The organism is Streptomyces sp. NPDC045956 (genome assembly GCF_056430705.1).
Genome location: NZ_JBWKKZ010000001.1, coordinates 409,764 through 430,361, shown reverse-complemented (window position 1 = coordinate 430,361; position 20,598 = coordinate 409,764). Strand labels below are relative to the sequence as shown.

Annotated in this window: 17 protein-coding genes and 2 tRNA genes; 6 read left to right on the top strand and 13 right to left on the bottom strand. The window is 70.2% G+C overall.

The window, feature by feature from the left end:
• Positions 1-62: 62 nt before the first annotated feature.
• Entirely contained in the window at positions 63-2,687 is a 2,625-nt protein-coding gene (locus AC07FV_RS01875) for a valine--tRNA ligase (protein WP_479083929.1), read from the bottom strand.
• A 138-nt stretch (positions 2,688-2,825) separates the two neighbouring features.
• On the opposite strand from AC07FV_RS01875, the gene AC07FV_RS01870 reads away from it, so the two are divergent.
• Entirely contained in the window at positions 2,826-3,806 is a 981-nt protein-coding gene (locus AC07FV_RS01870) for a hypothetical protein (RefSeq protein WP_479083928.1), read from the top strand.
• A gap of 100 nt (positions 3,807-3,906) precedes the next feature.
• Here AC07FV_RS01870 and AC07FV_RS01865 read toward each other — a convergent pair whose 3' ends face one another.
• From AC07FV_RS01865 to AC07FV_RS01840, 6 genes are all read right to left on the bottom strand, one after another.
• Positions 3,907-4,191, bottom strand: coding sequence for a hypothetical protein (locus AC07FV_RS01865; RefSeq protein ID WP_479083927.1), 285 nt, complete (start codon positions 4,189-4,191; stop codon positions 3,907-3,909).
• A gap of 192 nt (positions 4,192-4,383) precedes the next feature.
• A complete protein-coding gene (gene clpX / locus AC07FV_RS01860; protein WP_122620118.1) occupies positions 4,384-5,670 on the bottom strand; it encodes an ATP-dependent Clp protease ATP-binding subunit ClpX in 1,287 nt (428 codons plus the stop codon).
• Positions 5,671-5,861: 191 nt separating this feature from the next.
• The gene (locus AC07FV_RS01855; protein WP_479083925.1) at positions 5,862-6,542 is read right to left on the bottom strand and encodes an ATP-dependent Clp protease proteolytic subunit; all 681 of its coding nucleotides are present in this window, start codon (positions 6,540-6,542) and stop codon (positions 5,862-5,864) included.
• An 82-nt stretch (positions 6,543-6,624) separates the two neighbouring features.
• A complete protein-coding gene (locus AC07FV_RS01850) occupies positions 6,625-7,230 on the bottom strand; it encodes an ATP-dependent Clp protease proteolytic subunit (protein WP_479084868.1) in 606 nt (201 codons plus the stop codon).
• A gap of 327 nt (positions 7,231-7,557) precedes the next feature.
• Positions 7,558-8,961, bottom strand: coding sequence for a trigger factor (gene tig / locus AC07FV_RS01845; protein ID WP_479083923.1), 1,404 nt, complete (start codon positions 8,959-8,961; stop codon positions 7,558-7,560).
• A gap of 184 nt (positions 8,962-9,145) precedes the next feature.
• Positions 9,146-9,222, bottom strand: a tRNA-Pro gene (locus tag AC07FV_RS01840).
• 160 nt (positions 9,223-9,382) lie between these two features.
• Here AC07FV_RS01840 and AC07FV_RS01835 point away from each other — a divergent pair.
• Positions 9,383-9,453: transfer RNA gene (locus tag AC07FV_RS01835), tRNA-Gly, on the top strand.
• A gap of 151 nt (positions 9,454-9,604) precedes the next feature.
• On the opposite strand, the gene AC07FV_RS01830 is transcribed toward AC07FV_RS01835, so the two are convergent.
• Positions 9,605-9,799 carry a hypothetical protein gene (locus tag AC07FV_RS01830; protein WP_053130833.1) on the bottom strand — a complete coding sequence of 65 codons (195 nt, stop codon included), beginning with the start codon at positions 9,797-9,799 and terminating at the stop codon, positions 9,605-9,607.
• 664 nt (positions 9,800-10,463) lie between these two features.
• Here AC07FV_RS01830 and AC07FV_RS01825 point away from each other — a divergent pair.
• Positions 10,464-11,657 carry an acyltransferase family protein gene (locus tag AC07FV_RS01825; RefSeq protein WP_479083921.1) on the top strand — a complete coding sequence of 398 codons (1,194 nt, stop codon included), beginning with the start codon at positions 10,464-10,466 and terminating at the stop codon, positions 11,655-11,657.
• On the opposite strand, the gene AC07FV_RS01820 is transcribed toward AC07FV_RS01825, so the two are convergent.
• Together AC07FV_RS01820 and AC07FV_RS01815 are read right to left on the bottom strand one after the other, a co-directional pair.
• The gene (locus AC07FV_RS01820; protein WP_479083920.1) at positions 11,654-12,151 is read right to left on the bottom strand and encodes an HD domain-containing protein; all 498 of its coding nucleotides are present in this window, start codon (positions 12,149-12,151) and stop codon (positions 11,654-11,656) included. The two genes, AC07FV_RS01825 and AC07FV_RS01820, sit on opposite strands and share 4 nt — an antisense overlap.
• Positions 12,152-12,164: 13 nt before the next feature.
• Positions 12,165-13,352: a PP2C family protein-serine/threonine phosphatase gene (locus AC07FV_RS01815; protein WP_479083919.1), complete on the bottom strand. Its 1,188-nt coding sequence runs from the start codon at positions 13,350-13,352 to the stop codon at positions 12,165-12,167.
• Between the two features lie 162 nt (positions 13,353-13,514).
• Here AC07FV_RS01815 and AC07FV_RS01810 point away from each other — a divergent pair, with 162 nt between their 5' ends.
• Positions 13,515-14,762, top strand: a complete 1,248-nt coding sequence (locus AC07FV_RS01810; protein ID WP_479083917.1) for a GNAT family N-acetyltransferase — start codon at positions 13,515-13,517, stop codon at positions 14,760-14,762.
• 43 nt (positions 14,763-14,805) lie between these two features.
• Here the strand turns inward: AC07FV_RS01810 and AC07FV_RS01805 are convergent, their stop codons facing one another.
• Positions 14,806-15,642 carry an Fpg/Nei family DNA glycosylase gene (locus tag AC07FV_RS01805; protein WP_479083915.1) on the bottom strand — a complete coding sequence of 279 codons (837 nt, stop codon included), beginning with the start codon at positions 15,640-15,642 and terminating at the stop codon, positions 14,806-14,808.
• A 277-nt stretch (positions 15,643-15,919) separates the two neighbouring features.
• Positions 15,920-16,405 (bottom strand): ribose-5-phosphate isomerase, encoded by a 486-nt coding sequence (locus tag AC07FV_RS01800; protein ID WP_479083913.1) that lies wholly within the window; start codon positions 16,403-16,405, stop codon positions 15,920-15,922.
• 206 nt (positions 16,406-16,611) lie between these two features.
• On the opposite strand from AC07FV_RS01800, the gene AC07FV_RS01795 reads away from it, so the two are divergent.
• Positions 16,612-18,054 (top strand): amino acid permease, encoded by a 1,443-nt coding sequence (locus tag AC07FV_RS01795; RefSeq protein WP_479083911.1) that lies wholly within the window; start codon positions 16,612-16,614, stop codon positions 18,052-18,054.
• Positions 18,055-18,134: 80 nt separating this feature from the next.
• Here the strand turns inward: AC07FV_RS01795 and AC07FV_RS01790 are convergent, their stop codons facing one another.
• Positions 18,135-18,716 carry a biotin transporter BioY gene (locus AC07FV_RS01790; protein WP_356603419.1) on the bottom strand — a complete coding sequence of 194 codons (582 nt, stop codon included), beginning with the start codon at positions 18,714-18,716 and terminating at the stop codon, positions 18,135-18,137.
• A 334-nt stretch (positions 18,717-19,050) separates the two neighbouring features.
• Between AC07FV_RS01790 and AC07FV_RS01785 the strand changes: the two genes are divergently transcribed.
• The gene (locus tag AC07FV_RS01785; RefSeq protein WP_361016466.1) at positions 19,051-20,430 is read left to right on the top strand and encodes an amino acid permease; all 1,380 of its coding nucleotides are present in this window, start codon (positions 19,051-19,053) and stop codon (positions 20,428-20,430) included.
• The last annotated feature ends 168 nt before the right edge of the window (positions 20,431-20,598 follow it).

Here is a 20,598-nt window from a genome sequence, read left to right as displayed (position 1 = left end):
CCCCTGGGGGCATGAAGGCTCCCGGCACGCGAGCGCCGGGAGCCTTCGTCGACGTGGGCCGCCTACGCCTGCGGCAGCTTCTCCAGCTGGGCCTGGATGCGGGCGATGTCCTCGTCCGCCTTGGCCAGCCGGCCCCGGATCTTGTCCACGACCTGGTCCGGCGCCTTGGCGAGGAACGCCTCGTTGCCGAGCTTCCCGTTGGCCTGCGCCTTCTCCTTCTCCGCGGCGGCGAGGTCCTTGGCCAGCCGCTTGCGCTCCGCGGCGAAGTCGATGACCCCGGAGAGGTCGAGGGCGACCTCGACGCCCGCCACCGGCAGGGTCGCCGTCGCCGTGAAGGCGTCGCCCTCCGGCTGGAGGCGGAGCAGCTGCCGGACGGCCGCCTCGTGCGCCGCGAGCGCGCTGCCCGCGAGCGTCAGCCGGGCCGGGACCCGCTGGCCGGGCTGGAGGCCCTGGTCGGCGCGGAAGCGGCGGACCTCGGTGATCACCGACTGGACGGTCCCGATCTCCCGCTCTGCGTCGGCGTCCCGGAAGCCCGAGTCGGCCGGCCAGTCGGCGATCACGACGGACTCGCCGCCCGTGAGCGTCGTCCACAGGGTCTCGGTGACGAACGGGACGACCGGGTGCAGCAGCCGCAGCGTGACGTCGAGGACCTCGCCGAGGACGCGCTTGCTGACCTCGGCTGCCTCGCCGCCCGCCTGGAACGTGGTCTTGGACAGCTCCACGTACCAGTCGAAGACCTCGTCCCACGCGAAGTGGAACAGGGCGTCGGAGAGCTTGGCGAACTGGTAGTCCTCGTAGAACGCGTCGACCTCGGCGACCACCGAGTTGAGCCGGGAGAGGATCCACCGGTCGGTCGAGGACATCCTCGACGCGTCCGGCAGCGGGCCCTCGACCGTCGCGCCGTTCATCAGCGCGAAGCGGGTGGCGTTCCAGATCTTGTTGGCGAAGTTCCGGGAGCCCTGGACCCAGTCCTCGCCGATCGGGACGTCGACGCCCGGGTTGGCGCCGCGCGCGAGGGTGAAGCGCAGGGCGTCGGAGCCGTACTTGTCCATCCAGTCCAGCGGGTTGACCACGTTCCCGAAGGACTTGGACATCTTCTTGCCGTTCTGGTCACGGACCATGCCGTGCAGGGCGATGGTGTGGAACGGCGGGGTGCCGTCCATCGCGTAGAGGCCGAACATCATCATCCGGGCGACCCAGAAGAAGAGGATGTCGTAGCCGGTGACCAGGACGGAGTTCGGGTAGAACTTCGCGAGCGAGTCGGTCTGCTCCGGCCAGCCGAGCGTGGAGAACGGCCACAGGCCGGAGGAGAACCAGGTGTCCAGGACGTCGGAGTCCTGGTGCCAGCCCTCGCCGCTCGGCGGCTGCTCGTCGGGGCCGACGCAGACGATCTCGCCGTTGGGCCCGTACCAGACCGGGATGCGGTGGCCCCACCACAGCTGGCGCGAGATGCACCAGTCGTGGAGGTTGTCGACCCAGTCGAAGTACCGCTTCTCCATCTCCTGCGGGTGGATCTTGACCTTGCCGTCGCGGACGGCGTCGCCCGCCGCCTTGGCCAGCGGGGCGACCTTGACCCACCACTGCATGGACAGGCGCGGCTCGATGGTGGTCTTGCAGCGCGAGCAGTGGCCGACGGAGTGGACGTAGGGCCGCTTCTCGGCGACGATCCGGCCCTCGGCGCGCAGCGCGGCGACGATGGCGGAGCGGGCCTCCAGCCGGTCCAGGCCCTGGAAGGGGCCGTGGACGGTGATGACGGCGTGCTCGTCCATGACCGCGATGGCGGGCAGGTCGTGGCGCTGGCCGATCTCGAAGTCGTTCGGGTCGTGGGCGGGCGTCACCTTGACGGCGCCGGTGCCGAACTCGGGGTCGACGTGCTCGTCGGCGACGACCGGGATGGAGCGGTCGGTCAGCGGCAGCTTGATGAGCTTGCCGACCAGGTGCTGGTAGCGCTCGTCCTCGGGGTGGACGGCGACGGCGGTGTCACCGAGCATCGTCTCGGCGCGGGTCGTGGCGACGACGATGGTCTCGTCCCCGTCGCCGTACTTCATGGAGACCAGTTCGCCGTCGTCGTCCTGGTACTCGACCTCGATGTCGGAGATCGCGGTCAGGCAGCGGGGGCACCAGTTGATGATGCGCTCGGCGCGGTAGATCAGCTCGTCGTCGTAGAGCCGCTTGAAGATGGTCTGGACGGCCTGGGAGAGGCCCTCGTCCATCGTGAAGCGCTCACGCGACCAGTCGACCGCGTCGCCCAGGCGCCGCATCTGGCCGCCGATCTGCCCGCCGGACTCGGCCTTCCACTGCCAGACACGCTCGACGAAGGCCTCCCGGCCCAGGTCGTGCCGGGACTTGCCCTCCTTGGCCAGCTCCCGCTCGACGACGTTCTGCGTGGCGATGCCGGCGTGGTCCATGCCGGGCTGCCACAGCGTCTCGTAGCCCTGCATGCGCTTGCGGCGGGTCAGGGCGTCGATGAGCGTGTGCTCGAAGGCGTGCCCGAGGTGCAGGCTGCCCGTGACGTTCGGCGGCGGGATGACGACGGTGTACGGAGGCTTCTCGCTCTGGGCGTCCGCCTCGAAGTAACCCCGTTCTACCCAGCGCTCGTACAGCTTCCCCTCTACCTCGGCCGGCGTGTACTGGGTCGGCAGTTCGGTCGTGGGCGCTGCTTGCGGCTGCTGAGTGTTCTCGGTCACGGGGGTCAGTTTACGGGCGTCACGACCGTGTCCCGAAACGCGTTTCCTTTGTAACGGTGCGGCCCCCCGGTGACCTGCGCACGCCGCCTCTGCGTCAGGATGTCAGCACCACGTAAGCATCTGGAGGGGAACCCAGCAATGAGTCACAACCAGCCGGGCCCGTACGGCGGGCAGCCTCAGCAGCCCGGACCGTACGGCCAGCAGGGGCCGTACGGCCAGCAGCCGCCGCAGGCCCCCCAGCCCGGCTACGGCTACCCCCAGCAGACGCCTCCCCCGCAGCCGGGCTACGGCTACCCGTCCCAGCCCCAGCAGGGCGGCGTCCCCCCGCAGACCCCGCCCTACGGCCAGCAGCCCCCGTACGGCCAGCAGCCTCCCTACGGCCAGCAGCCCTACGGCATGCCCCAGCCCCCGGCCCCGGGCGGCGGCAAGAAGAAGATGGGCCTGATCATCGGCGCGGTCGCCGTCGTGGCGGCGATCGGTGTGGGCGCGTACTTCGTCCTCGGCTCCAGCGGTGGCGGCGGCTCGGACATCGCCGACGACGGCCCGCACAAGCTGACGACGCCGGCGACGGTGCTCGGCGGAGAGTACAAGAAGGGAAGCAACGCGGACAGTGGCGGCTTCGACAAGAGTGACCTCGAAGAGGCCGAGAAGCACGGCGTCAAGAACGCGCAGGACGTCAACGCGGGCTACGAGGCCGGGGATGAGACCAATCCGCTTTCCATGAAGATGATCAACTTCATGGGGGTGTACGGCGAGATCGACGACCCGGAGAAGGTCGTCGACGCCATGTTCGCCGAGCTCAAGAAGAACGCCGGCGAGGACAAGGAGACCGAGGGCGAGGTCGTCGGAACCCCCAAGGAGTACAAGCCGAGCGATCTGGACGGAGCGGTTCTCAAGTGTCAGGAGACCAAAGTCAAGAACGCCGACGCGACCGAGGGCTCCGCCGCTTCCGGCCCGTCGGAGTTCAGCATGCCGGTGTGCATCTGGGGTGACCACAGCACCCTCGGCGTCATCATCAACATGGATCTGGCAGACGCCATGGCCGGCAAGCCGGCCGACCTGGAGAAGGCTGCCGACCTCACGGCCAAGCTCCGTAAGGACGTGCGCGTCAAGGCGTGACCAGTTCCGCCTCGCTGCTGCGAGTGGAGGGCGGCTCGGCTCAGTGCCGAACCGCCCTCCACTTGTTGCAGGCGCCGGAGCTTGCGCCGCAATGTGTCCGTCAGGCGCGCAGGCAGGCTGGGCTCGCCACGGTCAGGACAACGCCTGCATTCAGTAGCCGGGTCGTACACACCGGGTTGGGTATCTTGCTGACGCCCATGTCGATCGCCCCGGCACTGCAGGCGAAGCGGACCTTCGGCCCGATCAGGTAGCCCTTGCTGCCCACGTAGTTCACACACGTGCTTTGAGCAGCGCTGGCAGGCGTCGCCGTGATCAGCGGCATGACCCCCGCAGCAGCGACCACCCCTACCGCCGTCATAGCCGCCTTGATGCTGCGTGACCTCATGATGTGCCTCCCGTTTCTGCCGCCGACAGTTTGAACACCTAGTCGACGTGGTGGCACCACCAGATCACAGCGAGGAAGCGCGGTCCCCCACCCCTTGCTCATCTGACGCGATCTTGTCATCAGTTGGCGAGATGGGAGCGGCCGCACCTTCTACCGCGACTCTTTGTGGGCTGGAGAAGCGCTGCGTCGCCGCTACGCCGTCTTCTGCTCGCCCGATCCCCGCCCACGCGAATCGCGCGGGATGAGCGTCGGGTTGACGTTGGAGAGGACCACGTCGGCCGTGATGACGACGCGGGCGACGTCCTTGCGGGACGGGACCTCGTACATCACGCCCTGGAGGACCTCCTCCATGATGGCGCGCAGGCCGCGGGCGCCGGTCTGGCGGAGGATGGCCTGGTCGGCGATGGCCTCCAGGGCCTCGCGCTCGAAGTCCAGCTCCACGCCGTCGAGTTCGAAGAGGCGCTCGTACTGCTTGACGAGCGCGTTGCGCGGCTCGACCAGGATCTGGAGGAGCGCCTCGCGGTCGAGGTTGTGGACCGAGGTGATGACCGGGAGCCGGCCGATGAACTCGGGGATCATGCCGAACTTGACCAGGTCCTCCGGCATGACCTGCTCGAACTGGTCCTTGGACTCGATCTCCCGCTTGGAGCGGATCTGCGCGCCGAAGCCGATGCCCTTGGCACCCGCCCGGCCCTCGATGATCTTCTCCAGGCCGGCGAAGGCACCGCCCACGATGAACAGGACGTTCGTCGTGTCGATCTGGATGAACTCCTGGTGCGGGTGCTTGCGGCCGCCCTGCGGCGGGACGGAGGCCGTGGTGCCCTCCAGGATCTTCAGCAGGGCCTGCTGGACGCCCTCGCCCGACACGTCGCGCGTGATGGAGGGGTTTTCACTCTTCCGCGCGACCTTGTCGATCTCGTCGATGTAGATGATCCCGGTCTCGGCCTTCTTGACGTCGTAGTCCGCGGCCTGGATCAGCTTCAGCAGGATGTTCTCGACGTCCTCGCCGACGTACCCCGCCTCGGTGAGCGCCGTGGCGTCGGCGATCGCGAACGGGACGTTCAGCATGCGCGCGAGCGTCTGGGCGAGGAGGGTCTTGCCGGAGCCCGTGGGGCCCAGCAGGAGGATGTTGGACTTCGCCAACTCGATGGCGTCCTCACGCCCTTGGGCGCCGCCGTTCTCGCCGGCCTGGACCCGCTTGTAGTGGTTGTACACCGCGACGGAGAGGGCCTTCTTGGCCGCCTCCTGGCCGACCACGTAGCCCTCGAGGAACTCGTAGATCTCGCGGGGCTTCGGGAGCTCCTCCCAGCGCACCTCGCTGGTCTCCGCGAGCTCTTCCTCGATGATCTCGTTGCAGAGATCGATGCACTCGTCGCAGATGTAGACACCGGGCCCTGCGATGAGCTTCTTGACCTGCTTCTGGCTCTTCCCGCAGAACGAGCACTTGAGCAGATCGCCGCCGTCACCGATGCGTGCCACGGTGTGCTTCCCCTTCGCCTGGGAGACTCCCGGACGTCGACGTGACGTCGACGGCCGGCGGACTCCTGGTGCTGCCTTATGTCCGACGGTACCTTGCCGGGCCCCCCGTCCGGGCCCCCCTTGGCATGGTTCGCTTTGACGTGAATCGCGTCAAACCGTGCCAAGGAGCGGCAGACGATACAGCCTCCCGCCTAGCGGAGAGAGGAGTTGTCCATCTTCCGGGTGGTGATGATCTGGTCGATCAGGCCGTAGGCCAGCGCGTCCTCGGCCGTGAGGATCTTGTCGCGCTCGATGTCCTCGCGGATCTTCTCGACCGGCGTGGTGGAGTGCTTGGCCAGCATCTCCTCCAGCTGCGAGCGCATCCGCAGGATCTCGTTGGCGGCGATCTCCAGGTCGGAGACCTGACCGCGGCCGGTCTCGCTGTAGGGCTGGTGGATCAGGACGCGGGCGTTCGGCAGCGCCATGCGCTTGCCCGGGGTGCCCGCGGCCAGCAGCACGGCCGCGGCGGAGGCGGCCTGGCCCATGCAGACCGTCTGGATGTCCGGCTTCACGTACTGCATCGTGTCGTAGATGGCCGTGAGCGCCGTGAAGGAGCCGCCGGGGCTGTTGATGTAGACCGAGATGTCCCGGTCGGGGTCCATCGACTCCAGGCACAGCAGCTGCGCCATGACGTCGTTGGCGGAGGCGTCGTCGATCTGGACGCCGAGGAAGATCACGCGCTCCTCGAAGAGCTTCGCGTACGGGTCGTACTCGCGGACGCCCTGGGAGGTGCGCTCGACGAAGCGGGGGATCACGTACCGGGACTCGGCCGAGGGGCCGGTGTACTCGGCGCGGGCGCGGTCGTACAGGCCGCTGCCGGGAAAGTCGTTCACAGTGTCTCCTGGAAAGGGGCTGAGGCGGTCGGCTGAGGCCGGCTGGGGCGCGCTGGGACCCCCGCTGGGGCCCGCAGAGGGCTCAGGCGCCGGTACCGCCGCCGCCCGGCATGCCGGCGGCCGTGGGGATCACGTCGTCGATGAGGCCGTACTCCTTGGCCTCGAAGGCGTCGAACCAGCGGTCGCGGTCCGAGTCGCGGGTGATCTGCTCGATCGTCTGCCCAGTGTGCTGGGACGTGAGCTCGGCCATGCGGCGCTTGGTGTGCAGCAGCCGCTCAGCGTGGATCTTGATGTCCGAGGCCGAGCCGGCCAGGCCCGCGGAGGGCTGGTGGATCAGGATCTCGGCGTTCGGCAGGGCGAAGCGCTTGCCCGGGGTGCCCGCGCTGAGCAGGAACTGCCCCATGGAGGCGGCAAGGCCCATGGCGATCGTCACCACGTCGTTCTTGATGAACTGCATGGTGTCGTAGATCGCCATGCCGGCCGTGATCGAACCGCCCGGGCTGTTGATGTACAGGAAGATGTCCTTGTCCGGGTCGGCGGCAAGGAGCAGCAGCTGCGCGGTGATCTTGTTGGCAATGTCGTCGTCGACCGGCTGGCCGAGGAAGATGATCCGCTCGCCGAGCAGTCGGTTGTACACCTGGTCGCCGAGGCCACCACCGATGGAGGGCTCGCCGGCGGCTGAGGGCATCAGATTCGTCACGTATCCACCTGCTCGTCTTACGACGGCGCCGGGCCGTCTCACGTTTCCCTGCGGGGCTGGAGCCGCTTTCGGGGACTCCCCTGCCCTCGTATTCATGGACCCTAACGCGGTGGGCCTGCGGCGCCATCCCGGTTCTGCGGGTGTTCGCCGGGGGCGTAGCGCCGTGGCAGCTCCTGTCGGTCGCCGGGTGCGGGTCCCTCGCGGTTGCTCGCGCAGTTCCCCGCGCCCCTGAGGGGGCTGTCCGGCCGTACGGCGAAAGGGCCCCGGACCTGATCGTCCGGGGCCCTTTCACGTCCGTCGGCGCAGACGCGAGGGTCAGCCCTCGGTCTTCTCCTCGGCCTTGTCCTCGGCCTGCTCGGCGTCGGTGGACTCGGCGGCGGCCTCGGCGGCCTCCGTGTCCTCGTCCTCCTCGTCGTCCAGGTCGACGAGCTCGCCGTTGGTGTCCTTGACCGTGGCCTTCTCGACCACGACGGCCAGGGCCTTGCCGCGGGCGACCTCGCCGACGAGGAGCGGGACCTGGCCCTGCTCGACGACGGCCTGGGCGAACTGGTCGGGGGACATGCCGGAGGAGGCCGCGCGGCGCATGAGGTGCTCGGTGAGCTCCTCCTGGCTGACGTTGAGGTTCTCCTGCTTGACCAGCTCGTCGAGGACGAACTGGGTCTTGATGCCCTTGACCGCGGCCTCGCGGGTCTCGGTGTCGAACTCCTCGGCGGTCTTGCCCTGGAGCTCGAGGTACTTCTCCAGGTCGAGACCCATCTGGCCGAGCTGGTGGTGCTCGAGGTTGTGCTTACGGGTGTTGATCTCGTCCTCGAGGAGCTTCTCGGGGATCGGGACCTCGACCAGCTCGAGCAGCTTGTCCAGGACGCGCTCCTGGGCCTGCGTGGCCTGGTCGTACTGCTTCATGTTGGCGAGGCGCTTGCGGCTGTCGGCGCGCAGCTCCTCCAGCGTGTCGAACTCCGACGCGAGCTGCGCGAAGTCGTCGTCCAGCTCGGGCAGCTCGCGCTTGGCGACCTGGGTGACCTTGACGGTGACCTCGGCCTCCTTGCCGGCCGCCGAGCCGCCCTTGAGCTCGGAGGTGAAGGTGGTCTCGCCACCGGCCTCCAGGCCCGTCACGGCGTCGTCGATGCCTTCCAGCAGCTCGCCGGAGCCGATGGTGTAGGAGACGCCGTCGGCGACGCCGTCCTCGAGGACCTCGCCGTCGACCTTGGCCCGCAGGTCGAGGGTGACCACGTCACCGTCCTCGGCGGCGCGCTCGACCGGGGCGGTGGAGGCGAAGCGCTCGCGCAGCTGCTCGACCGACTTCTCGACGTCCTCGTCGCTGACCTCGACGGCGTCGACCTCGACCTCGATGCCGGAGTAGTCCGGGATCTCGACGGTCGGGCGGATGTCGACCTCGGCGGTGAAGTTCAGCGTCTCGCCGTCCTTCAGCTCCGTGATGTCGACCTCGGGCTGGCCGAGCGGGTTCAGCTCGGCCTCGTTGACCGCGTCGGTGTAGAACTTGGGAAGCGCGTCGTTGACCGCCTCCTCCAGAACCGCACCGCGGCCGAACCGCTGGTCGATGACCCGGGCCGGGATCTTGCCCTTGCGGAAGCCCTTCACCGTGACCTGCTGGTTGATCTTCTTGTACGCCGCGTCGAGGCTGTCCTTGAGCTCCTCGAAGGGCACCTCGACAGTGAGCCGAACCCGGGTCGGGTTCAGGGTCTCCACGGCGCTCTTCACGGTTCGGTCTCCTTGGTGGCTGACTTCTCGGGTTCTGCCGGAGCCAGAGCGGCATCCGGCAAATTTCGCCGCCCGGGAGACTTCAGACGCTGAGACACACGGGCGTGCAGCTTGCATAGTAACGGCAGCGACTACACGGCCCAAAAGGCGATCACTCGCACTCGTCCGGGACGATCGACCGAGGTGGTCGGGGTGGCGGGATTTGAACCCACGGCCTTCCGCTCCCAAAGCGGACGCGCTACCAAGCTGCGCCACACCCCGTCTGGTGCGACACGTAGGGTACATGCCGCCAGGCGTCGCGGCCTTCCGGTTTCCCGCGCGCCGCGGACGGTCCGGCGCGGACCGGAAGGGGTGTGCGGTGAGGCGGGGCGACCCGCTAGGATGCCTGGAGTGCCGCGGTCGCCGACCTGCGGTGCGCTGTGCGGGCGTAGCTCAATGGTAGAGCCCTAGTCTTCCAAACTAGCTACGCGGGTTCGATTCCCGTCGCCCGCTCCGAGAGGCCTCCGGCCCGGTCCCTTCGAGGGACCGGGCCGGAGGCCTTCGTGCTGTCCGGAGGCCCGCACACCGACCGGGCGCCTCCGTGCGGGCCGGAGGCGGTGGGCCGGAGACGGCGGGCCGGCGGGCCGGCGGGCCGGCGGGCCGGTCAGAACTGGATCGAGTTGATCGTGTCCGCTATCGAGTTCAGGAACCGCTGGATGTCGTCGGCCATGCCGGTGGACGCCAGGAAGAAGCCGAAGAGGACCGCGACGATCGCCGGGCCCGCCTTGATGGAGCCCCCTCGCAGCAACACCACCAGGATGATCGCCAACAGCAGCACCACTGACAGTGAAATGGCCACAACTGATCACACCCTAGGTCGGTCCCTCTCCCGGCCCGGGGGTGCGGCCGCGCACACCCCCGCCAGAACCATCGTGCCACCAACCGGGCCCCGCTATGCGGCAGGTGACACATCGTCCGGCCGGCTTCTGGGGTGTCGCTGTTCCCCGTCCACGCGGACGTACTCAAGCTTCGCACCCCGCACACGAATTCGACAGGGCACCCGTGCGGGGAATTCCGGCCACTTCGTTTCGATGCCCACACAACGCGTTCGCAGATATTTCGAATTGTCGCGGGACGCACATCGAGGGGCACATCACAGGGAGATCTCGCAGACGCCCGCGCTCCCCGTAAGCGCATTGAAGCGGACATTCCAGTGGAGTCGCCCGCCGGACTTATGCACTGTTTAGTCATGACGAGTCAGGACAAGTGGGGTGGTCCCGGGCCCGGTTCCCGACGCGGTGCTACTCGGGGGCGTTCCGGCGTCACGGGGGCGCGGTGGTCGCGTTCACCGGAATACACGGGGCCCACGAACCACCCGGGCATGCGAATACGGGAATGACGTCGGAGGTTTTACGGATTCCCGGGGAGAACGCTAGGGTGCCTCAGATGTTCTACGCTGCCCCGTCCCCCACCAGAGCAGCGAGGTCCTGTGACGACTCGCCGATTTTCCGGCGGGGGGTCGCATGACGAGCTCGCTGCGATCGCGCGACGGCCGGAAGACGCCGCTCCCGCCGAACCGGCAGACGCAGCCGGACCGTCGGCGCGACGCGTTCTTCGACAACGCCAAGTACCTGGCGATCGTGCTGGTCGGTGTCGGTCACGCGTGGGGCCAGATCCTGGACGGCAACCGGACCGTGGAGACCCTGTACCGGGTCCTGTACACGTTCCACATGCCGGCGTTCATCATCATCTCCGGCTACTTCTCGCGCAGTTTCGATCTGAGCCCCAAGCGGGTCAAGCGACTGGTCACCGGTGTCGCCGTCCCCTACCTCGTCTTCGAGGTCGCCTACGCGCTGCACCGCCGCCTCAGCGAGGACCCGGGCGCCGACATCAGCCTGCTGGACCCCACCTACCTGCTGTGGTTCCTGTGCGCGCTGTTCGTCTGGCGGCTGACCACCCCCCTCTGGAAGACGGTCCGTTGGCCGCTGCCGATCGCCCTGGCCATCGCCGCGCTGGCCTCCGTGACACCGACGGTCGGCAACGACCTGAACATGCAGCGGGTGCTGCAGTTCCTGCCGTGCTTCGTGCTGGGCCTGCTGCTGCGCCCCGAGCACTTCCGGCTGGTGCGGCGCCGTTCGGTGCGGATCATGTCCGTGCCGGTGGTCGCGGCGGCGGTGGCCGTCGCCTGGTGGTCGGTGCCGCGCATGGAGACCGGCTGGTTCTACCGCAACGCCCCGGTGCAGGACACCGGCGCCCCCTGGTGGACCGGGCCCGTCGTGACGCTCGCGCTCTTCGGCTGCTCGGTGGTGCTCTCCGCGTGCTTCTTCGCCTGGGTGCCCGGTCGCCGCATGTGGTTCACGGCCCTCGGCGCGGGCACGATCTTCGGCTACCTGCTGCACGGCTTCCTGGTGAAGGAGGGCACGTACGCCGGCTGGTTCTCCCATCCCGTGCTCGACCGGCCGCTCGGCGAGATCGGGCTGACCGTCCTCGGCGCCGCCGTCATCACCGTGCTGTGCACCAAGCCCGTCCAGCGGGTCTTCCGCTGCGTGGTGGAGCCGCGGATGGAATGGGCCTTCCGCCGGGACCCGGGTGAGGCCGCCCGCGACCGCGAGCGGCGGGAGCAGCCCGAGGCGCGCACGGCACGCGAGGCAGCCGAGGCACCCGGGGTGCGCGAGGCGCACGTGCCCGGCAGGGCCGGCGAGAAGGTCTCCGTCTAACTCCGGTCCGTCGGGCCGCCGTCCGGACCGAGGAGTGCGCGCATCCGCCCGTACTTCTCGGTCAGCCGGGCGCGGGTGGCCTCGTCGAGGACCGCGAGCCGCGCCGGGTCCGCGTTGTGCGCCAGGTCGGCCTCCTTGACCAGGCGTGCGCCGGGCGTGGCGAGGATGCGCGCGGCGTACTCCGCGGGCGGCTCCCCCGGGCGCTTGGTGAGGGCGAGCACGATGTCCTTGGTGCGGCGGCTCAACGCGGCCTCGCGCAGCCACTCCTCGGACAGCGCGTCGTCCTCGACGGCGTCGTGCAGCCAGGCCGCCGCGATCTGCTCCGCGTCACCGCCGCGCCGCCGGACGCCCTCGGCCACGGCCCGCAGGTGGTCGGTGTACGGCCGTCCCGCCTTGTCGGTCTGTCCGGCGTGGGCGGCGCGGGCGATGGTCTCGACCTCGGCCTCGGAGAGGGCCGGGGAGGGTTCGCCGGTGGGTGGGGAGGTGAGGGACACGCCGTCCAGTGTGTCAGTCGGCCGTCGCCGGGCTGTGGGCCGTCGCGCCCTCCCGGCAGATCAGCAGCAGCGCCCGGTCGTCGTTGACGTCCTTGGCGACCGCCTCGATCAGGTGCCAGGCGGCGCCGTGGAAGCCGCCCGCGACATAGCGGTCGGCCTCGCCGGTGAGGCGGTCGATGCCCTCGGCGATGTCGCGTTCGGAGGTCTCCACCAGTCCGTCCGTGAACAGCATCAACACGTCCCCGGGGCGCAGCGAGCCCTTCACGGGGTCGAACTGCGCCCCGTCGTACACCCCGAGCAGCGGTCCCTCGGCGGACTTCTCCTCCCAGCGGCCGGTGCCCGCGCTGAGCTGGAGGCCCGGCGGATGTCCGGCGGAGTACAGCTCGTAGTCGCCGGAGTCGAGGTCCAGGACGAGGTGGATGGAGGTGGCGAAGCCCTCGTCCCAGTCCTGGCGGAGCAGGTAGCCGTTGGCGGCCGGCAGGAAGGCGTGCGGCGGGAGGCTGCCCAGCAGACCGCCGAAGGCGCCCGACAGCAGCAGGGCGCGGGAGCCCGCGTCCATGCCCTTGCCGGAGACGTCGGTGAGGACCACCTCGAGGGTCCGGCCGCCGTTCGTGCGGGCCGCGACGACGAAGTCACCGGAGAAGGACTGGCCGCCGGCCGGACGCAGTGCCATCTCGCGGTGCCAGCCCGGCGGCAGGCCCGGCAGCTTGCTCTGGACCCTGATGCGTTCGCGCAGGTCGAAGAGCATGGTGCCGCCGCGCCGCCAGGGCACGCCGACCCGGCTGCGGAACTGGGCGACCAGCAGCCCGAAGAAGCCGCAGGCCGCGACGACCAGGACGACGCCGGGGGTGACCCGGGAGGGGCCCTCGGTGTACGGGCCCAGTTGGACCGACTCCACGATCAGCGCGGTGGCCGCCGCCGCGTACAGGCCGAGCAGGCTCGCCGGGCGGAGCAGCAGGCCGCCCGCGACGATCGGCAGGACCAGCGCGGCCGGTGCGCACCACACGCTGTTCATCATCGTGGTGGCCGCGATCACGGGGATCATCAGCAGCAGCCCGGCCAGGGCGATCCAGTCCGAGCCGTCGCCGCGGAAGTAGTCGACGGCGGACCGGCGCATGCCGACGCGGGCCCGGTGCCACTGCTTCTTCCACCGGGCCGTGAACGTCTCGGCCTCCGCGCGCCGCTGTCGTCCTGCTGCCATTAGTTCGGGACCCTATCCATCGGACCGGCCGCTTGGCACGGGAGGCCCCACTTGTCCCCCGTCCGAGGCCTGACTTCACAGTGAACTTCACGTACGGCCGTCGCGCCGCAACCTGGCGGAAATTGGTTCGACCGTCCTGGGCGGCCCTGGTACGCATGGTCCATGGGCGAGGACCGCGATGTGACGACCGAGCTGCGCGTGCTGCGGCAGGACGAGTGGAGCCAGTGGTACGAGACGCTGATCCGGGCCTTCAGCGGGGTGCCGGAGTCGGCGGAGGAGAAGGAGCTGTACAACGCCCTGACCGAGACGGACCGCTCCCTCGGCGTCTGGGAGCGCGACGAGTGCGTCGGGACCACGGGGGCGTTCGGCTTCCGGATGACCGTGCCGGGCGGGGCCGAGGTGCCCGCGGCGGGCGTGACGATGGTCAGTGTCGCCGCCACGCACCGGCGCCGGGGCCTGCTCACGGCGATGATGCGGCGGCAGCTGGACGACGTACGGTCCTGGGGTGAACCGCTGGCCGTGCTGACGGCCTCCGAACCGGGGATCTACGGCCGGTTCGGGTACGGCGCCGCGACCTACCAGATCAACGCGGAGATCGACACGGACCGGGTCCGGCTGTCCGTGCCGGACGGCACGGATGACGTACGGCTCGGGTACGCGGCGCCCGAGGAGGTGCTCGACGCCTGCGAGGCGGTGTACGCGCGGCTGGTCCCCGGGCGGCCGGGGATGCTCGCGCGCCGGCCCGGCTGGGAGCGGGTGGGGCTGCTGGACCCGGAGAGCAGGCGGGAGGGAGCTTCTCCGCTCCAGTGCGTGGTGGCCCGGCGCGGCGGCGAGGTCACGGGGTACGCGCGGTTCCGGGTGCGGCCGGCCTGGGGGGACGAGGGGCCCAGGGGCACGGTGGCGCTGAGCGAACTGGCCGGGCTGGACCCGGCGACCAGGGCGGCGTTGTGGCGCTTCCTGTTCGGCATCGACCTGACCTCCACGCTGGCCGTGCGGGGACGGCCGGTCGACGAGGAGTGGCAGTACCAGGTGTCGGACATCAGGCGGTGCCGCCCGGCGGTGCGGGACGCGTTGTACGTACGGCTGGTGGACCTTGCGGCGGCGCTGACGGCGCGGACCTACCTGGCGCCGGTGGACGTCGTGCTGGAGGTCGAGGACGCCTTCTGCCCCTGGAACGCGGGGCGTTGGCGGCTCAGCGGGGACGCGAAGGGGGCGACCTGCGAGCGGACGTCCGCAGCGGCGGATCTCGTCCTGTCCGCGCGGGAGTTGGGGGCGGCCTACCTCGGCGGCGTGAGCCTGGGCTCGCTGGCCGCGGCCGGGCGCGTGCGGGAGGTGCGGCCGGGCGCGCTGGCGGAGGCGTCGGTGGGGTTCGGGTCGGACGTGGCGCCGTGGCTGCCGCACGGGTTCTGACGGCGGGGCGTTCCCTCCGACGGAGCGGTCCGGTGGCGGATCGTCACGTCCGCCGCTCGTGCGCCCGGCTCGGTCGCTGCTGGCAGGTCGGGCACCAGAAGAGGTTGCGGGCCGCGAGGTCCGCGGTGCGGACGGGGTCGCCGCAGAGGTGGCAGGGCTGCTGTGCCCGGCGGTAGACGTAGACCTCGCCGCCGTGGTCGTCGACGCGGGGCGGGCGGCCCATGGCCTCGGGCGTGTGCTCGGGGCGGACGGTGTCGATGCGGTTGTTCCGGACGCCTTCCCGCATGAGGCCGGTCAGGTCGTGCCAGATCGCGTCCCATTCGACGGGGGTGATGTCCCGGCCCGGGCGGTAGGGATCGATGCCGTGGCGGAAGAGGACCTCGGCGCGGTACACGTTGCCGACGCCGGCGATGACCTTCTGGTCCATGAGCAGGGCGGCGACGGTGGTGCGGCTGCGGGAGACGCGGCGGTACGCGGCGCCGGGGTCGGCGTCCGGGCGCAGGGGGTCGGGGCCGAGGCGGTCGTGTATCGCCTGCTTCTCGGCGTCGGTGATCAGGGCGCAGGTGGTGGGGCCGCGCAGGTCCACGTACGCGGTGTCGTCGGCGAGGCGCAGGCGGACGGTGTCCGTGGGCGGGGGCGCGGGGGCTCCTCCGAAGGTGACCTTGCCGAAGAGGCCGAGGTGGATGTGGACCCACTCCTCGTCGCGGAAGCCGAGGAAGAGGTGCTTGCCGTGGGCCTCGGTGCGGGTGAGCGCGGTGCCGGTGAGCAGCGCGGCGGCGTCGGAGAACTTGCCCTGGGGGCTGGTGACGCGCACGGTCCTGCCCGCGAAGGCGGCGGCGTAGTCCTGTGCCAGCCGGTGGATCGTGTGGCCTTCCGGCACGGGGTGGTCCTTCCTGCGTCTGCTCCGGGGCTGCGCCCGGGCCGCCGCTCGCGTGGGCGTGCCGCCCGGCCCGGACGGCGGTCCGGCGCCGAGCCGACCGGCGGGCGGTCGGTCGGTCACGGCACGGCACGGCACGGCAGCCGCGCGCGTCAGGGGCCCGGGCGTCGGTGCGGCGGCCTCCGGCCCCGCGCCCGTCGTGAGCGCGGGCCCCTCCGTCCCGCCAGGTCCGGGGCGCTCCCCCGGTGCTCGTGCGCCGGGGGGGCGCCGGGACCTGGGGTTACTGCTGCGGGTGGTGGGCCGGGATGGGCGGGAGGTCGCCGGTCGTCTCGTAGGAGCTGAGCATGTCGATGCGGCGGATGTGGCGTTCGTCGCCGGAGAACGGCGTGGCGAGGAAGGTCTCGACGAACTTCGTCGCCTCCTCCTGGGAGTGCATGCGAGCGCCGACGGCCACGACGTTGGCGTCGTTGTGCTGACGGCCCAGGGCCGCGGTCTCCTCGCTCCAGGCCAGCGACGCGCGCACGCCCTTCACCTTGTTCGCCGCGATCTGCTCGCCGTTTCCGGAGCCGCCGATCACGATGCCGAGGGCGCCCGGGTCCGCGGCCGTCCGCTCCGCGGCGCGGAGGCAGAAGGGCGGGTAGTCGTCCTGGGCGTCGTAGAGGTGCGGGCCGCAGTCGACGGGGTCGTGGCCCGCCGCCTTGAGCCACTCGACGAGGTGGTTCTTGAGTTCGTAGCCCGCATGGTCGGAGCCGAGATACACGCGCATGCCACGAGTGTGACACGCGCCCCACGGGGCAGCAGCGTCGGGTGTCGGGTCGGAAAAGACCAGGTGAAACAATGGAAGCTCAGGGAAAGCTCAAGTAACGATCCGGAATCAAAGGTTCCCGAATTCGTTCACCTCCGTTTCACTGGTCCGGCTCGTACACCGCTCGTACGGGAAACTGCTCGACCGGCGCAAAGGAAAACCACCCCATGACTTCGCAGCCGACCCTGACCAAGGCCGAGGAAGGCCCCGACAGTCCCGGAGACCCCGGGACCGGGCTCCAGGCCGGACTCAAGAACCGCCACCTTTCGATGATCGCCATTGGCGGTGTCATCGGGGCCGGGCTGTTCGTGGGTTCCAGCTCCGGTATCGCCACCGCCGGGCCCGGCATTCTTCTTTCGTACGCGCTCGTCGGCACCCTCGTGGTGCTGGTGATGCGGATGCTCGGCGAGATGTCCGCCGCCAACCCGACCTCGGGTTCCTTCTCCGCGCACGCCGACCGGGCGCTCGGGCCCTGGGCCGGGTTCTCCATCGGCTGGCTCTACTGGTTCTTCTGGGTCGTCGTGCTGGCGGTGGAGGCGACCGCCGGCGCCAAGATCCTCGAAGGCTGGATACCGGCCGTGCCCCAGTGGGGCTGGGCCCTGATCGTGATGGTGGTGCTGACGGCGACCAACCTCGTCTCGGTCGGCTCCTACGGCGAGTTCGAGTTCTGGTTCGCCGGGATCAAGGTCGTCGCGATCGCCGCGTTCATCGTGGTCGGCGGGCTGGCCGTCTTCGGTCTGCTGCCGGGTGTCGACAGCGAGCAGGCGGGGCTGGCCAATCTGACGGAACACGGAGGGTTCCTGCCCAACGGGGCGGGGGCGATCCTGACCGGTGTGCTGCTCGTGGTCTTCTCCTTCATGGGCAGCGAGATCCCCACGCTGGCCGCCGGCGAGTCCGAGGACCCGCAGCGGGCCGTCACCAAGGCGACCAACAGCATCATCTGGCGTATCGCCGTCTTCTACCTGGGCTCCATCTTCGTCGTGGTCGCCCTGCTGCCCTGGGACTCCCAGTCGATCATCGACAAGGGTTCGTACGTGGCCGCGCTGGACTCGCTCGGCATCGCCAACGCCGGCCAGATCATGAACTTCATCGTGCTGACGTCCGTGCTGTCCTGCCTGAACTCCGGGCTCTACACGGCCTCCCGCATGGCCTTCTCGCTCGGTCAGCGCGGTGACGCCCCCAAGGCCTTCGCCCGGACCACGCGCAGCGGCGTGCCGCGGACGGCGATCCTCGTGTCCGTGGTGTTCGGTTTCGTCGCCGTGTTCTTCAACTACGAGTTCCCGGACTCCGTCTTCCTCTTCCTCGTCAACTCCTCGGGAGCCGTGGCGCTCTTCGTGTGGCTGGTGATCTGCTTCTCTCAGCTGCGGATGCGGAAGATCATCCAGGCGGAGGCGCCGGAGAAGCTGGTGGTGCGGATGTGGCTGTTCCCGTACCTGACCTGGGTGGCCGCCGCCGTCATCGTCTTCGTGCTCGGCTACATGCTCACCGACACCGAGAACAACGGGCGCACGACCGTGCTGCTGTCGCTGCTCGTCGCGGCGCTCGTGCTCGCCGTCGCCGTCGTCAAGCAGAAGCTGGGCGCGCGCAAGGCCGTCGCCGACGGGAGCTGACCGCCGGCGGAACGCACGAAGGGGCCGGCCGGATCGCATCGCGATCCGGCCGGCCCCTTCGTGCGTGCGGCCGCCGCTTCCTAGCGCTTGCCGACCAGCTTCCAGGCGGTGGGCACCAGGCCCATCGCCAGGGCCGCCTTCAGGGCGTCGCCGAGCAGGAAGGGGGTGAGGCCGGCCGCGATGGCGGCGCTCAGGGACAGGTCCGCGGCGAGGGCCAGGTACGGGACGCCGACGGCGTAGATGATCGCTTCACCGACCAGCATCGTGCCCGCCATGCGCAGCATCGAGCGGTCGGCGCCGCGGCGGGCCAGCGCTCCGACGACGGTGGCGGCGAGCAGCATGCCGAGGACGTAGCCGAGGGACGGGGCGCCGGTGCCGGAGCCGCCCTCCGCGAACCACGGCACGCCCGCCATGCCGACCAGCGCGTACAGCGCGAGCGAGAGCAGGCCGCGGCGTGCGCCGAGCGAGGTGCCGACGAGCAACGCGGCGAAGGTCTGGCCGGTCACCGGGACCGGGGAGCCCGGCACGGGCACCGCGATCTGGGCCGCGAGGCCGGTGAGCACGGCACCGCCGGCCACGAGCGCGACGTCGCGGACTCGGGAGGAGGGGACGAGGTCGGCGAGGACCTGCCGGGAGGGGGCGGGGACGGCAGCGGTGCTCATGGGGACTCCGCGGTGGTGTGGACATGTCGGGACTCCGCGACGCTATCCCAGCGCGGTCGGGCCGATCACCAGCAGTGCTCGACAAAGGCCTGGTCGCGCGCTTGGTGGGCTCTCGACAAAGGGCGCGGGCTACACCTGGTCCGGGGTGACACCGGTCACCGTGACGGGGAGGTGAGCGTCACTCGCGTCACACGGAAGCGGAATCTCGCATTCGGACGCTTACGTTCCGTATCGGGATCGTCCGCATCGTGGGCAACCGGTGTCGCCGACCGGGCCGACGCCGGAGACTGTGGGCGTTTTTTCCCTGCCCCCCACGCATTGGACGAGCCGCTCCATGTCCAACAGCACCACCGAGGCGCCGGCACGGTCCGACGACGCCTCGCTCTCCCACGGTCTCAAGCAGCGCCACCTGTCGATGATCGCCCTCGGCGGCGTGATCGGTGCCGGTCTGTTCGTCGGCTCCGGGGCCGGCATCGCCGCCGCCGGGCCGTCGATCGTCGTCGCCTACACCCTCTCCGGTCTCCTCGTGATGCTGGTGATGCGGATGCTGGGCGAGATGTCGGCCGCGTATCCCTCCTCGGGCTCCTTCTCCGCGCACGCCGAGCGGGCGATCGGGCCGTGGGCCGGCTTCACCGCCGGCTGGGCGTTCTGGGTACTGCTGTGCACGGCCGTGGGCCTGGAGGGCATCGGCGCCGCGCAGATCGTCCACGGCTGGCTGCCGGGCACGCCCGAGTGGGCCTGGGTGGCCCTGTTCATGGTGGTGTTCTGCGGGACGAACCTGGCCGCGGTGAAGAACTTCGGCGAGTTCGAGTTCTGGTTCGCCGCCCTCAAGGTCGGCGCGATCTCGCTGTTCCTCGTCCTCGGCGTGCTGGCGATCGCCGGCGTCCTGCCGGGCACCGACTCCCCCGGCACCTCGCACCTGAGCGACTTCCTGCCCAACGGCGGCAACGGTCTGATCATCGGCCTGCTCGCCTCGGTGTTCGCCTACGGCGGCCTGGAGACGGTGACCATCGCGGCGGCCGAGTCGGAGAACCCGGTGAAGGGCGTGGCGAGCGCCGTACGGACCGCGATGTGGCGGATCGCGCTGTTCTACATCGGCTCGATGGCGGTCATCGTCACCCTGGTGCCCTGGGACTCCGCGGAGGTCGTGGAGAAGGGCCCGTACGTCGCCGCCCTCGACGAGCTGGGCATCCCGGGCGCCGGTCAGCTCATGAACGTCGTCGTGCTGGTCGCGCTGCTGAGCGCGATGAACGCCAACATCTACGGCGCCTCGCGCATCGGCTACTCGCTGGTCGAGCGCGGCCAGGGCCCGAAGGCGCTGGGCCGGGTCTCGGGCGGGGTGCCGCGGGTCGCGGTGCTCGTCTCGTCGCTCTTCGGCTTCGGGTGCGTGCTGCTCAGCTACTGGCGGCCCGACGACGTGTTCGCCTGGCTGCTGAACATGATCGGCGCGGTCATCCTGGTCGTCTGGATCTTCATCGCCGTCTCCCAGCTGCGGCTGCGCCGCCGTCTGGAGCGGGAGGAGCCCGAGAAGCTGGTCGTGCGCATGTGGGGCTTCCCGTGGCTGACGTGGGTGGCGCTGGCGGCGATGGTCGCGGTGTTCGTGCTGATGGCCCGCGAGCCGGACACGCGGGTGCAGCTGTACTCGACCGGCGCGATGACGCTGGTCCTGGCGGCCGCCGGCTACGCCTGGCAGCGACGGCGGGCCCGCGCCTAGTCGGACACGGCCCAGCCGCCGCCCGGAGCACTCGGGGCCCTCGCACGGAGACGATCCGGGCGGGGGCCCCTTTCCGTGCGCCACGGCACGCCCGCGCGCCCCCGCCGACCACCACGGGCGCCTTCTTGCTGCTAGCGTGCACTTGCAAGCTTTGTGCAATAAGAGGTC

What these genes read in the sequence shown, in the direction of transcription:
- AC07FV_RS01870 (WP_479083928.1), top strand. Translation starts at nt 2,826, where the DNA reads ATGAGTCACAACCAGCCGGGCCCGTACGGCGGGCAGCCTCAGCAGCCC.
- AC07FV_RS01865 (WP_479083927.1), bottom strand. Translation starts at nt 4,191, where the DNA reads ATGAGGTCACGCAGCATCAAGGCGGCTATGACGGCGGTAGGGGTGGTC.
- AC07FV_RS01850 (WP_479084868.1), bottom strand. Translation starts at nt 7,230, where the DNA reads ATGCCCTCAGCCGCCGGCGAGCCCTCCATCGGTGGTGGCCTCGGCGAC.
- AC07FV_RS01825 (WP_479083921.1), top strand. Translation starts at nt 10,464, where the DNA reads ATGACGAGCTCGCTGCGATCGCGCGACGGCCGGAAGACGCCGCTCCCG.
- AC07FV_RS01815 (WP_479083919.1), bottom strand. Translation starts at nt 13,352, where the DNA reads ATGGCAGCAGGACGACAGCGGCGCGCGGAGGCCGAGACGTTCACGGCC.
- AC07FV_RS01810 (WP_479083917.1), top strand. Translation starts at nt 13,515, where the DNA reads ATGGGCGAGGACCGCGATGTGACGACCGAGCTGCGCGTGCTGCGGCAG.
- AC07FV_RS01800 (WP_479083913.1), bottom strand. Translation starts at nt 16,405, where the DNA reads ATGCGCGTGTATCTCGGCTCCGACCATGCGGGCTACGAACTCAAGAAC.
- AC07FV_RS01795 (WP_479083911.1), top strand. Translation starts at nt 16,612, where the DNA reads ATGACTTCGCAGCCGACCCTGACCAAGGCCGAGGAAGGCCCCGACAGT.
- AC07FV_RS01790 (WP_356603419.1), bottom strand. Translation starts at nt 18,716, where the DNA reads ATGAGCACCGCTGCCGTCCCCGCCCCCTCCCGGCAGGTCCTCGCCGAC.
- AC07FV_RS01785 (WP_361016466.1), top strand. Translation starts at nt 19,051, where the DNA reads ATGTCCAACAGCACCACCGAGGCGCCGGCACGGTCCGACGACGCCTCG.